This window comes from Paeniglutamicibacter antarcticus, from assembly GCF_039544305.1.
Taxonomy (GTDB): domain Bacteria; phylum Actinomycetota; class Actinomycetes; order Actinomycetales; family Micrococcaceae; genus Paeniglutamicibacter; species Paeniglutamicibacter antarcticus_C.
In genome coordinates, this window is the sequence record NZ_BAABLK010000035.1 from 1 (window position 1) to 13,555 (window position 13,555).

The 13,555-nt window shown below is 61.3% G+C and carries 13 protein-coding genes; 7 read left to right on the forward strand and 6 right to left on the reverse strand.

Annotated features, from left to right (window positions below):
• Positions 1–158: 158 nt before the first annotated feature.
• A complete protein-coding gene (locus tag ABEA12_RS13090; RefSeq protein WP_210100264.1) occupies positions 159–914 on the reverse strand; it encodes a YqjF family protein in 756 nt (251 codons plus the stop codon).
• Between the two features lie 786 nt (positions 915–1,700).
• On the opposite strand from ABEA12_RS13090, the gene ABEA12_RS13095 reads away from it, so the two are divergent.
• Complete coding sequence (locus tag ABEA12_RS13095) at positions 1,701–2,537, forward strand: endonuclease/exonuclease/phosphatase family protein (RefSeq protein ID WP_210100265.1); 837 nt, start codon at positions 1,701–1,703, stop codon at positions 2,535–2,537.
• A gap of 418 nt (positions 2,538–2,955) precedes the next feature.
• Here the strand turns inward: ABEA12_RS13095 and ABEA12_RS13100 are convergent, their stop codons facing one another.
• The gene (locus tag ABEA12_RS13100; RefSeq protein ID WP_210100266.1) at positions 2,956–3,450 is read right to left on the reverse strand and encodes a nucleoside deaminase; all 495 of its coding nucleotides are present in this window, start codon (positions 3,448–3,450) and stop codon (positions 2,956–2,958) included.
• A 1,111-nt stretch (positions 3,451–4,561) separates the two neighbouring features.
• On the opposite strand from ABEA12_RS13100, the gene typA reads away from it, so the two are divergent.
• Positions 4,562–6,472 carry a translational GTPase TypA gene (typA, locus tag ABEA12_RS13105; RefSeq protein ID WP_210100267.1) on the forward strand — a complete coding sequence of 637 codons (1,911 nt, stop codon included), beginning with the start codon at positions 4,562–4,564 and terminating at the stop codon, positions 6,470–6,472.
• Positions 6,453–6,893, forward strand: a complete 441-nt coding sequence (locus ABEA12_RS13110) for a hypothetical protein (protein WP_210100268.1) — start codon at positions 6,453–6,455, stop codon at positions 6,891–6,893. The genes typA and ABEA12_RS13110 overlap by 20 nt, the downstream gene beginning before the upstream one ends.
• 86 nt (positions 6,894–6,979) lie before the next feature.
• On the opposite strand, the gene ABEA12_RS13115 is transcribed toward ABEA12_RS13110, so the two are convergent.
• Complete coding sequence (locus ABEA12_RS13115; RefSeq protein WP_210100269.1) at positions 6,980–7,474, reverse strand: helix-turn-helix domain-containing protein; 495 nt, start codon at positions 7,472–7,474, stop codon at positions 6,980–6,982.
• Between the two features lie 77 nt (positions 7,475–7,551).
• Complete coding sequence (locus tag ABEA12_RS13120; RefSeq protein ID WP_210100270.1) at positions 7,552–7,794, reverse strand: putative acetyltransferase; 243 nt, start codon at positions 7,792–7,794, stop codon at positions 7,552–7,554.
• Positions 7,795–7,995: 201 nt separating this feature from the next.
• Between ABEA12_RS13120 and fdxA the strand changes: the two genes are divergently transcribed.
• From fdxA to ABEA12_RS13140, 4 genes are all read left to right on the forward strand, one after another.
• Entirely contained in the window at positions 7,996–8,319 is a 324-nt protein-coding gene (gene fdxA / locus ABEA12_RS13125) for a ferredoxin (protein ID WP_210100271.1), read from the forward strand.
• A gap of 11 nt (positions 8,320–8,330) precedes the next feature.
• A complete protein-coding gene (dapC, locus tag ABEA12_RS13130) occupies positions 8,331–9,440 on the forward strand; it encodes a succinyldiaminopimelate transaminase (protein WP_210100272.1) in 1,110 nt (369 codons plus the stop codon).
• 103 nt (positions 9,441–9,543) lie between these two features.
• Complete coding sequence (locus ABEA12_RS13135) at positions 9,544–10,827, forward strand: citrate synthase (protein WP_210100273.1); 1,284 nt, start codon at positions 9,544–9,546, stop codon at positions 10,825–10,827.
• 234 nt (positions 10,828–11,061) lie between these two features.
• Positions 11,062–11,679, forward strand: a complete 618-nt coding sequence (locus ABEA12_RS13140) for a hypothetical protein (RefSeq protein WP_210100274.1) — start codon at positions 11,062–11,064, stop codon at positions 11,677–11,679.
• Here the strand turns inward: ABEA12_RS13140 and ABEA12_RS13145 are convergent.
• Both ABEA12_RS13145 and dapD read right to left on the reverse strand, forming a co-directional pair.
• Entirely contained in the window at positions 11,676–12,593 is a 918-nt protein-coding gene (locus ABEA12_RS13145; RefSeq protein WP_210100275.1) for a hypothetical protein, read from the reverse strand. The genes ABEA12_RS13140 and ABEA12_RS13145 overlap by 4 nt on opposite strands.
• On the reverse strand, positions 12,583–13,545 hold the full coding sequence (gene dapD / locus ABEA12_RS13150; RefSeq protein ID WP_210100276.1) for a 2,3,4,5-tetrahydropyridine-2,6-dicarboxylate N-succinyltransferase: 963 nt from the start codon (positions 13,543–13,545) through the stop codon (positions 12,583–12,585). Before dapD ends, ABEA12_RS13145 begins: the two co-directional genes overlap by 11 nt.
• Positions 13,546–13,555 lie beyond the last annotated feature (10 nt).

Sequence of the window (13,555 nt, forward strand, 5' to 3'; positions counted from 1 at the left end):
TCATCACCCGGGTGGCCTTCGGATTCAAAGCTCCCGAAGCCCTCATCGGCCTGGCGATGCTCAGCCTCGGAGGCCGGAAACCGGTACTCCCGGGACGGGGATGACCCACGGAAGAGTCAGTAGAGCCTCATTTATACCCCAAGGTCGTTTAGTGATGGCTAACGAGTGCGATTGCGCTTCTGCGGCGCAGCGAAAACCGTCGTGACCTCGGCGGCGTACAACACCGAGTCGGGCGCCCGATCAGCCAGTCCTTCGAAGCCCGCAGCAGCCAGTAGCCCGTCGTTCAGATACACGACCTCGGCATGTTGAAGTGGCCAAGGTTCGTGGTGATTGCGGCAGTAAATGGTGTGCCCGAGATGGCTTTCGTGAAAACCCCAGCGTGAGGTCAAAAACGTTGACACCGGATCTGCCGCAAGTCCAAGGTTCGCCGCAGGTTCTTGCACCGGACGAACGATCAGATGGGATGAGGCACCGGGTTGACCGTGCCGTTTGGTGAGATAAGCGACCTTGCCATCGTGCTTTTCCAACTTCATGGCAGCCCATTGGTATTTCAGGCCGAATGCAGCCCGGGCAACGAGCACCGGGATGAGGTGTGAGGCCTCAAGGCTGCGGAAGACCACCCCGCGACGACCACGTCCATCAATCGAGTACAGCCGAACGTTAACTTCCGGAAAGTCGCCGAGCCACGGGATGCTTGGGCCTCCAAAGAATGAACTCTTGGACATTTGAAACGCTATGAGTCCTACCCAGGTACTGCCGTCAATCACATCAGGTGAGCACCCCGCGGGCATATAGGGCGCAACCAGTGCCGGATCGACCTTCCAATGAAGGAACGTCACCTCGCTCCAGCGTTGCTTCAGGACTGCGGTGCTACCCAGCGGCGGAGCCTGTCCAGGCGATGCGGGGGAGCTCATCGTGAACCCTGTCGATCGCGTCCGATGCCCGACTTGGGGATCAACCCACCGGGATTTCGGGTAACAACGGACCGTCCTTGACCAGTTGTGCCGGCATACACATACATCATTTGCATCCACCAATCCCTCATCCTTCGCCTGCTCGTGGACTTCACGTTACAGCGTGAACGGAGCCGAAGCAGTCTGCGCGCTCCGGCCGCGGCAATGGCCTCCAGATGCGGGAGCCATTCCCGGCAAAGAAACCATTCCCATCTGCCGGGAGGGGGACCCTGATGGAACCTGAGCCAGCGCGCTAGTGTATGGGTTAGCGGTAGAAGAGTAAGGGAAGAACCATGCAGGCTGAGAACCACGCTCTGGATCGGGATCGTTGTCGCCCAGCGGATTTCGTGGCATTGCCGATATGGGATGGCGGGGCGGAACTTTCCCGCTGCATTGCATCATCGCCCCGGGGGGTCCGTGAACCGGTACGGAAATCGACGTACCGGCCTTTGCCGGCGTTGCTTGCGTATCCCAGCTGTTCATGCCACAACGTCGAAGACCATAAAGCTCTGTACTTCAGAGCCAAAATTTCGCAATGGCGATGAAGATCTTCCGTAGCGCGCGATTCTGCCCGCACGGCATCCGCAGGTGCTTTGGCAACGCCCCTGTGCAGGCGGGCCGGGATTCTTTCCTCCAGGGATCAAGGGTGGTGCTCGCACTTGGGTACCCGGACCTGGAAATTCCGAAGCGGCCCGTGAATTCAAAGACCATGATTCCGGCGCTGGACCCATGGCAGCGGCTTCACAGGTGGTAGATCCACTGATTGGCTACGTGGTGGAGCCCTCTGTGCACGTGATGAGCTGGAATATCCGTCGGCGAGTCAGGCACCTCATCCCCAAGGCCGTTGACCGGTGGGACCGCAGGGCTCCGGCGCTGAGGGAACTTCTCCAAGCAGAGCGTCCCACGCTGCTTGGAGTGCAAGAAGCCCTCCCGGATCAAGCCAGATTTGTCGGGGATTCCTTGGGAGATGGCTACCGGCAGGTCGGCCACGGCAGGGCAGCCGATGGCCGCGGCGAAGGTTGCCCCATTTACTACGACGCTGAAAGGCTCCAGCTGAGAGACTGGGAACAGTTGGCGCTCTCAAACCGGCCGACCCGCCCCGGTTCGACCTCATGGGGAAACATTCTTCCGCGCATCCTGGTTTCAGCGACGTTCGAGGATCGCGCGACCTCCAGACAGTTTATGGTGCTCAATACTCATCTGGACCACCTGTCCGCGCGTTCACGCCTGCGTTCGGCACAAGCTATTCGCGACGTCGTCTCCACAGCGGTTCTACCCGCTGTCGTTATGGGGGACATGAATGCAGGAGCAGGCAGCGTCCCTTTGCGCAAGCTGCTTGGTAGCGGTTTGCTCGCTGAAACCTGGGCCAAGGCACAGAGCCATGACAGCGAGGAATGGGGCACCTATTCGAACTACCAAACACCGCGTAGCGGTATCGACAGGCTGGACTGGATTTTGGCCTCGCCGGCCTTCCGGGTCGATCGAGCCGCGATCAACCAGCAGCGGAATGCGGATGCGTGGGCATCTGACCACCTGCCAGTTCAAGCGGTCTTGATTCTATCCGGGAACCCTCCACACCGGTGATCGCAGACACCTTCCCTGCATCCCTTGGGGACTGCCCCGAGGATATGCCAGCGCGAATGCAAGGACCCATAAGGCCCAGAGCTCTGGTGCCACCGCGGTTCCATGCCCACGGACACTGAATCGAGTCAGTTGTTGCCCGCAATTCCCGTGGATCGGGTTGCCGGCTTATGTGCTCGGCTTCGCATGACCGCAAGCTAGGCCGGATGCGACTTGAACCCGATAAGCATCTGTGCCGTCGGAGCGCCAGACCGGGGCTTCCGAAGCGTGCGCCACGAGTGCAAGCCCTGGGATCCTTCCTGGGGATCCACCTCGCAGCTGGCCACCGGATGGCTGCCTCGATATAGTGCACCGGATTCGCCTATCAGCACCTTGGGTTGCTGTCAGCACGGCCTTGAACCGCGGGAAGAGATCTGTTGCGCTAAGCGTTCTTTTGCGCAAAATAGCGGAATGAAGCTGCAGGATCAGGATGCGAACCCTGATACATGGGCAGGGAACGCTCAGCTGGATCCTTGTCGAATTCATCGTAAAACGAAGCCAACTCCATGTACTTGTTGCCGTCTTCGTAGTGCCTGGCTTCTTCTTCCCGGGTGGCTGCATAGATGACGGCGCGGGGTGCCGCGTAGTAAAGTGCGCCCAAGCACATGGGACATGGATGGGCGGTGATATACACGTCGAATTCACTGAAATCGGTCAGGCCCTGCTCGGCGGCCAGGCGAAGGGCCTGGATTTCGGCATGCGCTGTGACATCCCCCGTTTGCGCCACTTGGTTGGTCGCCTCGATGACCACGTTTCCCTGATGGACCAGCAGACAGGCGAACGGCTTGCCGCCGGCATCGACGTTCTCACACGCGAGTTCAACGGAACGCTCGATGAAGCGACTGTCTGTGGTGCCCTGAGGGTCATAGCTATCCATGCATCACACCCTACGTCCCGGGATGTGCGGGGTGCAGCAGATATGCCATGTTTCACCATCCGGCGCGACCGGCATGGCATTCGAACGGTATTGCCTGGCGGGAAGGGGAGATCATGGATCCGACGACGAAAAGAAAGGTTTGGGCTATCCGGTGGACCGAGAGCAAGCAGGGCAGCCAGGGATCCAAGCGGCGCAGATCTTCGGGTGCGGCTTTAGCAAGGTCCAGGCATTGAGGGAGTGCCCTTCTCATGGACGCTCTGTACGGCGAGGCAGCAAATGGCGTCGTGATCAACATGTCGGGCCAGGCTGCTAAAACTGAACGGGAACTCGTTTGCGCCTGCTTTGACGTGTCGTATTTCCCTCCGTTGTGCGGGTTGCTCGGCGTTGGGATGTCGGGGATTTAGTGCGTCAGGCACAGCCTCAAGCTGGTAGCCCCGGCTCTCCGGCGCCATCGTCAAGCCACCAGTCGCGTCCGTCCGATAGAGAAGGCCCGAAGGTAATTGGTTGCCGCGTCTATTGGTCACCACCTGGGGCCAGCATTCCCAATGCAAGCGACCTGGCAACCAGAAGTGGTTGCCCCGCCGTTGAAGCAGTACCTGGGCATCCGTAAGCGTTCTGGCCCTGCCATTCGATCCACCATCGGCAGTCGTTCGATGCAGGCGGCCTGTGAATCCTGTACGAAGGCACCTGGAGCACCGCGCACCAGGGATTGGTTCGCTGGCACCTCCACGCTGCACCATGATCTACCCACGATCCAAATGATGGACGGCTTGGCTTGGACCTCGTCGCTGAGTTTCCCCATGCGCCCAGCACGGAACGAATAGCCATCCAGCCAGCTCTGGGCTGGCGATGGTGGCCGGATACGTGAAAGCACGGAGACTGAGCCGGCAAACAAGGAAGTCCACGGTGAATTCCGCCAGCGGGGATGCCGAGCAGACCGGTCGGCGGCCCAGTTTTCCCGCAGTGAAGATACTGGAAAGGCAAAGATTTTTTCCGTGAGTTGGGGCACGTTTTACACTAGTTTTCGCATTAGTACTAGAATGGTTAATTGGGTCAGTCGTGGCCCCGACCCCGAGACCCAAAATTCTCTAGAAGAAGTGAGCCTTTTCGTATGTCAGATACCACCACCATTCGTCGTGAAGACCTGCGCAACGTAGCTATCGTTGCGCACGTTGACCATGGCAAGACCACCATGGTCAACGCAATGCTCCAGCAGACCGGTGCATTCGACAGCCATGGCGAGACCGCAGATCGTGTGATGGACTCCGGCGAGCTTGAACGCGAAAAGGGCATCACCATCCTGGCCAAGAACACCACAGTGTTCTACACCGGCCCGGCCGCCAACGGTCACAACATGACCATGAACATCATTGATACCCCGGGTCACGCCGACTTCGGTGGCGAAGTAGAGCGCGGCCTATCCATGGTCGACGGCGTGGTGCTGCTCGTTGACGCCTCCGAGGGCCCGCTGCCGCAGACCCGTTTTGTGCTGCGCAAGGCACTGGTCGCAAACCTGCCGGTGATCATCGTGGTCAACAAGACCGACCGTCCCGATGCCCGCATCGACGGCGTCGTTTCCGATTCCATGGACCTGCTCCTGGGCCTGGCCTCGGACCTTGCCGACGAAGCGCCGGACCTTGACCTGGACAAGATCCTCAACGTCCCGATCGTCTTCGCTTCCGGCAAGGCCGGCTACGCATCGAAAAACCAGCCCGCCGATGGATCCTTGCCGGACAACGAGGATCTCGAGCCGCTGTTCGAGACCATCATCAAGCACGTTCCGGCCCCGACCTACACCGAGGGCGAAGTCCTTCAGGCACACGTCACCAACCTTGACGCCTCACCGTTCCTGGGCCGCCTGGCACTGCTGCGCATCTTCAACGGCACCCTGCGCAAGGGCCAGCAGGTTGCATGGGCCCGCCAGGACGGCACCATCAAGACGGTTAAGATCACGGAATTGCTGGCCACCAAGGGCTTGTCCCGTGTTCCTGCCGAATCCGCCGGTCCGGGCGAGATCGTCGCAGTTGCCGGCATCGAAGACATCATGATCGGTGAAACCCTCACTGATTTGGAGAACCCGAAGCCGCTGCCGATGATCACCGTCGACCCGCCTGCGATCTCGATGACCATCGGTATCAACACCTCGCCGCTGGCCGGCAAGGTCAAGGGAGCCAAGGTCACCGCGCGCCAGGTCAAGGACCGCCTGGACCGCGAACTGATCGGCAACGTTTCGCTGCACATCCTGCCGACCGAGCGTCCGGATGCCTGGGAAGTCCAGGGTCGTGGCGAGCTGGCCCTGGCGATCCTCGTTGAGCAGATGCGTCGCGAAGGCTTCGAGTTGACGGTGGGCAAGCCCCAGGTCGTCACCAAGGAGATCGACGGCAAGGTGAACGAGCCGATGGACCACATGACCATCGACGTCCCCGAGGAATATCTCGGCAACGTGACCCAGCTGATGGCAGCCCGCAAGGGCCGCATGGTCAACATGGCCAACCACGGCACCGGCTGGTGCCGCATGGAATTCATCGTTCCGGCCCGTGGGCTGATCGGTTTCCGCACCAAGTTCCTGACTGACACCCGTGGCGCCGGCATTGCTGCGTCGCTGGCCGAGGGCTACGAGCCGTGGCACGGCCCGATCGAATACCGCACCAACGGATCGATGATCGCCGACCGCGCAGGTACCGTCACCCCATTCGCCATGATCAACCTGCAGGAACGCGGTTCATTCTTCGTTCAGCCGACCTCCGAGGTCTACGAGGGCATGATCGTCGGGGAGAACTCGCGCGCCGATGACATGGACGTGAACATCACCAAGGAAAAGAAGCTCACCAACATGCGTGCGGCGTCCTCGGATACCTTCGAGAACCTGACACCTCCGCGCCAGCTGACCTTGGAAGAATCACTCGAATTCGCCCGTGAGGACGAATGCGTCGAGGTCACCCCGGAAGCGATCCGCATCCGCAAGCTCATCCTGAACTCCAACGACCGTGCCAAGGCCCACCGTGCCCGGGCCAAGGCCTAACAAGGCACCTGGCGCCGGCGCCGCAAGCCTTCTCAGCGTCCTGGCCGCATTGGCGGCCGGGGCACTGGCTGCGGTGATCGGTACGATCCTGCACGCTTTGGTGTCATATGCCGGGGACGTTCCGCTTCCCTGGGGAGCGATCCTGGCACTTGTCCTGACCGGCGCGCTGACCTATTGGGTCGGCCTGCTGCGGGGCAAGCTGTGGGTCAGTGCTCTCACGGGGTTGTTGACCTACGTTTTCGTGGCATTGATTTCGTTGGACCAGCAGAACCAGATGATCGTCTCGACGCAGCTCTTCAAGGTGCTGCCGGGTCCTGCGCTGGCTGGTGGGATATGGGTGTACGGCATCATCGTTCCTGTCATCGCGGCGATACTGTTGGTCTCGAAGCAGTTGCGCGTCATGGCGCGCTCGAGCGGCTAATTTGCCTGGAACTGATTTAAAAAGCTCGATCCTGCAAGGCGACACCTTGCAGGATCGAGCTTTTTGTTTTCTTGTGGTGCGGGTTGCTATGCCGACTTCAAGTCAAGGTGATGGGCAATGAAGAGCGAGGTGGCTACCCCGTCTGGCTCTGAATCGCGGGTGGCATAGTCCTCGATGACCGCGTGGATACGGTCCATCATCTCTTTTTGCGTGGTTTCACTGAGCTTGAGCCCCACGCGCATGGCCTGCATTTCCTGCGGTGCCAGGCCGTCTATCTCCTGCAGGAAGGTATCGACCAACAGGGGCGCCGCGTCGGGTAGCTTGGTTCCCCAGGAGAGCTTCGTGCTGCGATACGGCACCTCCTTGGCTCCGCGGTTGCCCCGGCGGGTTTCTTCCGCGGCCAGGAATCCGTTGGAGAGCAAGGTGCGTACGTGGTGCAGCGACGTTGCCGGATTGATCGACAGGATGTCGGAGATTTCCTTGTTGGTTCGTGATTCGTGCAAGCAAAGGCGCAGGATACGTAGCCTGAGCGGTGAGCTAAGTGCCCGGGCACGGGCCTGAACCTCTTCATCTGTGGCCATGGAAACAGCATACGGGAAATCCCTGTACTGATTGAAACTTTCAAATCGCTCGGTGTGTGGCCATCGGCCGCAGTCCTCTAGCGGGGCTGCCGGCGTGGCGGAGGGGGAGGAACGGACTTGGCGTGGGTGATGGCGGAATGTTTGATCGACACCGTGCCGCCGCGGGTTTCCACTTCGACGTGCGCCTCGTCCACCGCCCGCACGTATCCTAGCGCGTCGCTGAACTGTTCGCCGAAGCCTCCGCGGTCCGCTGCTTCCAATCGATGGCGCACGACCACGCGAGCGCCCATTACGAGGGTGGAAAAGAAATCCTGTGCCATGCCTTGAGTCTAAGCACACCGAAGGCATGGGCCGGGCTTGTGCGCACCAAGGTGTGCCGGAGCCCACATCGGGGCATCGTTGCCGGACTCGACGGAGCAAAGAAGTTCCAACGGTACTAAGCTGGTGGGGAAGCATGCGTCTGCGCATGGCTCATGAGTCAACCGATCGTGATTCCGTAGTGAAGGAAGGCCCCGGGTACTGTGACCTACATCATCGCCCAGCCGTGTGTCGACGTCAAAGACAAGGCGTGCATCGAGGAATGCCCCGTGGATTGCATCTACGAGGGTGAACGCTCGTTGTACATCCACCCCGACGAATGCGTTGACTGTGGCGCCTGCGAGCCGGTTTGTCCGGTCGAGGCCATCTACTATGAAGATGACACTCCGGAGAAATGGGCCGAGTACTACAAGGCCAATGTCGAGTTCTTCGACGAGGTAGGTTCCCCCGGCGGCGCGGCCAAGCTGGGCAACATGGGCATCGACCACCCGATCATTGCCGCACTTCCTCCCCAGGTCCAGGACTGATCAGCCCCACAATGCTTACATTGCCTGAATATCCGTGGAACGCCGTTGCCCCCTACCTTGCCCGTGCCGCCGAGCACGAAGGAGGGGCAGTGAACCTCTCCATCGGCACCCCGGTGGACCCCACGCCCCAGATCATCATGCAGGCACTGCGCGAGGCAGCCGATGCCCCCGGTTACCCCACCACCAACGGCACCCCCGCGGTCCGCGAAGCGATCGTGCGCTGGTACGGGCGTCGACGCGACGTCCACGGGCTGGGACCGAACGATGTCATGCCGACGGTCGGGTCCAAGGAGCTGGTGGCCTGGCTGCCGCTGCTGCTGGGCCTGGGTGCCGGAGACCTGGTGGTCCGCCCGCTGGTTGCCTACCCCACCTACGACATCGGTGCTCGCCTGGCCGGTGCCGAATCCCTCGCCGCCGATTCGCTGGCGGACCTCTGCGAGTCGGATCGTGCGCGGGTCAAGCTCGTGTGGATCAATTCGCCGGGCAACCCCACCGGTGCCATCCGCGGTGCCGCGGAACTCAAGGTGCTTGTCGATGACGCCCGCTCCCTGGGCGCCGTCGTTGCATCGGATGAATGTTACGCCGAACTTGGGTGGGGCGAACACGAAGCCGGGGTACCCAGCATCCTGCATGAATCCGTCTGTGGTGGCGACACCAACGACCTCTTGTCGGTATATTCGCTCTCTAAGCAATCGAATCTCGCCGGATACCGTGCGGCGTTCGTGGCAGGGGCCCCGAACTTGATGCCCTCGCTGATCAACAACCGCAAACACGCAGGAATGATCGTGCCGGCTCCGGTGCAGGCGGCCATGGTTGCGGCGTTGGACGACGACGAGCACGTCAAAGCCCAAAAAAACGTGTATCGGGCGCGTCGCGAAGCGCTGATCCCGGCGCTTGGCGCCTTCGGGCTGCGCATCGAGGATTCGGCCGGAGGCCTCTACCTGTGGTGCACCGCCGATGAGGACTGCTGGATCACCATGGGCAAGCTGGCGGAACTGGGCATCGTTGCAGGACCCGGTGCCTTCTACGGCGAGGCCGCTGCAAAGCATGTACGCATCGCCCTGACCGAGAGCGATGAGCGGATCACCAGCGCCGTACAGCGGATGAACGCGGCTACCTGATACACAAACGTGACAAACCAATTGGTGTCCAGAGCCTACTAAACGGTAGCGTGACAGTGATTACTGACCATCGGATTCATCTGCATTCCGGTTAGGAGAGACAATGACGGAAAACAATTCTGCTCAGCTCAGCTTCGGCGGCAACAACATAGAACTCCCTGTTGTGCCCGCGGTAGAAGGCAATAACGGCTTTAACATCGCGCCCCTGTTGAAAGAAACAGGAGCAGTGACTTACGACCCCGGCTTCATGAACACGGCAGCAACAAAGTCCGAGATCACGTACATCGATGGTGATGCAGGGATCCTGCGCTACCGCGGCTACCCGATCGAGCAGCTGGCGGAGAAGTCCAGTTTCCTGGAGACCAGCTACCTGCTGATCTACGGAAACCTTCCTACTCCCACCGAGTTGGAAGCGTTTGACCAGAAGATTCGCCACCATACGCTGTTGCACGAAGAGCTCAAGGGCTTCTTCGGCGGTTTCCCCCGCGACGCGCACCCGATGCCGGTTCTCTCCTCGGCCGTCACTGCGCTTTCGACCTGGTACCAGGACTCGTTGAATCCGTTCGATGACGAACAGGTCGAACTCTCGACCATCCGCCTGTTGGCCAAGATGCCCGTGCTTGCCGCCTACGCGCACAAGAAGTCCGTCGGACAGGCACTGCTCTACCCGGACAACTCGATGAACCTTGTCGAGAACTTCATGCGATTGAGCTTCGGCCTCGCCGCCGAGCCGTACGAAATGGATCCGGTCATCGTCAAGGCCCTGGACCAGCTGCTGATCCTGCACGCGGACCACGAGCAAAACTGTTCCACCGCCACCGTGCGCCTTGTCGGTTCCTCGAATGCGAACATGTTCGCTTCGGTCTCAGCGGGCATCAACGCACTCTCCGGGCCCGCCCACGGCGGTGCCAACGAGGCAGTCCTGAAGATGCTGCGCCAGATCCAGTCCGAGGGCATGAAGCCCGCTGATTTCATGGAGAAGGTCAAGAACAAGGAAGACGGGGTCCGGCTCATGGGCTTCGGGCACCGTGTCTACAAGAACTATGATCCGCGCGCCAAGATCATCAAGTCCACCGCGCACGAGATCCTCTCCAAGCTCGGCGGAAACGACGAACTGCTGGACATCGCCATGTCCCTGGAAGAGCGCGCGCTCAACGATGACTACTTCATCTCGCGCAAGCTCTACCCGAACGTGGACTTCTACACGGGCCTGATCTACAAGGCCATGGGTTTCCCAGAGAAGATGTTCACGGTGCTCTTCGCCATCGGGCGCCTGCCGGGCTGGATCGCCCAGTACCGCGAAATGCTCCAGGACCCGGATTTGAAGATCGGGCGTCCGCGCCAGCTCTACACCGGCGAGCCGGAACGCAACTACCCGAACCGCTAAAACCTTCCGCGCATCGCCGCCGGGACGAGAAACCGTTCCGTGCGCCTTGTCCGGGGCAGCGACTTCCAAAGGGGACGGTGCCGTCGCAGGATTCAACTCCTGTGAGGGCACCGTCCCCCTTCGTTGTCCCGCCCCATTCCAGGGAGCCGGTATCCGTGGAAAAACGGTCCATTCCACGGGATCGGGTTTATCCTTGAAGTAGGCGAGGGAACAGAAAGAAGCGGGTGTGCCCTGATGGTGAAGGATTCAGGTTCCGGCTGGAGCGTTTCGGCCGATACGCACAAAGAGATGTTGCTGGCGCTGTATATCAGGGATCTGGCAGCGATCGAGTCTTGCGGCAGTCCGAGCTTGGCTGCGTTGAGTCCCAAGGTGAAGCCGGCGTCGGAACACGAAATGGCCGGTCACTCGATCGGCGAGTTGCGCCAGGAGTGGCAGAGCTGGTGGGAACGCATCATTTCGGAAACCGACCAGGGCATCGATATCCACGAGGAACCGGATTTCGCGGACTTTTCCGATTCGCCAAGCCTCCAGCACCTCCTGCGTGCCCACTACGGCAGCGCCTATACCTGGACGCAGAACCGACTGGGGGAGTACCGGGACGTGTGCCTAGGCGACAGCAACGAGCTCGTGGCCAAGGTGGCGCAGCTGCTTGCCGTGCGCGAGTTGGAAGGGACCTACACGGGGGACTTCCACCTGAAGCTGGTCGAACTGCCGTTGGCCGAACGCCGCGCCTGGTTCGTGGAACCGGACACCGTGATCCTCAGCCAGGAATTGATCAGGGATGCAACGCTGTTTCACAGCTACTTGCAACCCATCGTCGACCTGCTGTCCCAGGCCGTGGAAGGCCGCTAGCCCTTGGCGCCGGCCAACGTGATAAGCACGTAGCCATCGTCTGTCGTTTGGGGCGCCCAGCGGCCCCCGGGCCTGTCCCAGACCAGTCCTGCATACGATACCGACTCGGTGTGGTGCTTTTCGGCGTTGGCCACGGCCCATTGGGCGATGGCCCAGCCTTGTTTGCCGCGTACCGGGATCCGTACGCGGTTTCCCTTCAGGATCTGTGCCTTCTTGCCCGTGGCATCTGCCAGGTCCGTGGCCACGGTCTTTAGCGAGCTTTCCCCTTGGGCCGGACGCAGCGTGCAATTCAGGGTCGAGGGGGACGCCCCGGTGAGTGCGGAAGCGAACGCCATGGCTTCTTCCTCGTGGGCCGCGTAAGCCAGCGGGAACCCCGAGCGCTGCACCTTTTGTGCCGCATCGGTCAGTGACATGGACTTGTAGTCAAAGGTGGAGAGTTCCTCGAAAAAGCGGTCCGAGGCGTAGAGCGGGTCGGAGACCTGGGCCTCGGTGCCCCAGCCCATGGAGGGTCGCTGCTGGAACAACCCGCGCGAATCGGGGCCGGCGTTGTCGCCGTAGTCGATGTTGGTGAGCTTGGATTCCTGCATCGAGGTGGCGATCCCGATGGCGCCGGCACGGGTGGGCATCCCCCGGCGGGTGGCGACGGCGGCGATCAACGCGGCGTTTGAAGCCTGGTCGGGGGTCAAGGTGTGCAGCGTGGAACCAACCAGCGCAGTGCATTTTTGTTTTACGACCGGGGTATCCAAGCCGATGAAATTCACCGCGGCAAGGAGCGCCCCGCCAATGAGTGCAACGGCAAGCGTCAGGGCCAACAGGGTTCGGGCCCAGCGGCGGGTCCGCCGATGCCGGCCGTGTGCTTCCTCTGGCGCGGTGCCACCGAGCGAAAGCACACGTTGGTGTGCATCAATTGGCATGAAGGGTGGCGTTCAGCTCGACGTGCTGTCCGGCGCGCGGGAGCGCCTCGACGGCGCCGGTGATGGAGTTGCGGCGGAAGAGCAGGTTGGGGACACCGGAGAGTTCAAGCGCCTTGACCACGCGGTCCCCGATCTGGACCCGGCTGCCGGCGGTGACATACAACCCGGCCTCGACCACCGAGTCGTCGCCGATGGAAATACCGACACCGGAGTTCGCGCCCAGCAGGACCCTCCGGCCAATGGTGATTCGCTGCTTTCCGCCACCGGAGAGGGTACCCATGATCGAGGCACCGCCGCCCACATCTGATCCGTCCCCGACCACGACCGAGGAGGAGATGCGTCCTTCGACCATCGAAACGCCAAGGGTTCCGGCGTTGAAGTTCACGAAACCCTCGTGCATCACGGTGGTACCGGGCGCCAAGTGCGCGCCGAGGCGGACGCGGCCGCCTTCGGCAATGCGGACACCGGTGGGAACGACGTAGTCGAGCATCCTGGGGAACTTGTCCATCCCGTAGACGGTGAGGCTGCCGCGCGGTCGCAGGCGCAGGCGGGTGAGCTCGAAGTCGGCGACGGAACAGGGACCGAAGTTTGTCCACACGACGTTTTGCAGCAGGTCCAGGGCGCCATCGAGGTTGACGTTGTTCGGGGTCACCAGGCGGTGGGAAAGAAGGTGCAGGCGCAGCCAGATATCGGGGGCGTCGGCCGGGGCGACATCGAGGTTGATTTCCAGGGCGATGACCTTTTGGGTGGTCCCGCGCTGGGCATCGTTGCGTGCCGCGGCAGCCATGTCGCGCGCGATCTGCGGGGTGTCCTCCAAGGTGCCGAGCTTGGGATCCGGGAACCAGGCATCCAGTACCGCGCCCTCGGAATCGAAGGTGGCCAGGCCGTGGGCAGAGGCAATCCTGAGGTTTTGTGCGGAAGCAGGTGTCAGTGATGGATCTACCGGTGTCATGAATCAATCC

Excerpts from the sequence above, each read along its gene's own strand:
- ABEA12_RS13140 (WP_210100274.1), top strand. The coding sequence starts at position 11,062 with ATGGTGAAGGATTCAGGTTCCGGCTGGAGCGTTTCGGCCGATACGCAC.
- dapC (WP_210100272.1), top strand. The coding sequence starts at position 8,331 with ATGCTTACATTGCCTGAATATCCGTGGAACGCCGTTGCCCCCTACCTT.
- dapD (WP_210100276.1), bottom strand. The coding sequence starts at position 13,545 with ATGACACCGGTAGATCCATCACTGACACCTGCTTCCGCACAAAACCTC.
- ABEA12_RS13100 (WP_210100266.1), bottom strand. The coding sequence starts at position 3,450 with ATGGATAGCTATGACCCTCAGGGCACCACAGACAGTCGCTTCATCGAG.
- ABEA12_RS13120 (WP_210100270.1), bottom strand. The coding sequence starts at position 7,794 with ATGGCACAGGATTTCTTTTCCACCCTCGTAATGGGCGCTCGCGTGGTC.
- ABEA12_RS13145 (WP_210100275.1), bottom strand. The coding sequence starts at position 12,593 with ATGCCAATTGATGCACACCAACGTGTGCTTTCGCTCGGTGGCACCGCG.
- ABEA12_RS13090 (WP_210100264.1), bottom strand. The coding sequence starts at position 914 with ATGAGCTCCCCCGCATCGCCTGGACAGGCTCCGCCGCTGGGTAGCACC.
- ABEA12_RS13135 (WP_210100273.1), top strand. The coding sequence starts at position 9,544 with ATGACGGAAAACAATTCTGCTCAGCTCAGCTTCGGCGGCAACAACATA.
- typA (WP_210100267.1), top strand. The coding sequence starts at position 4,562 with ATGTCAGATACCACCACCATTCGTCGTGAAGACCTGCGCAACGTAGCT.
- ABEA12_RS13115 (WP_210100269.1), bottom strand. The coding sequence starts at position 7,474 with ATGGCCACAGATGAAGAGGTTCAGGCCCGTGCCCGGGCACTTAGCTCA.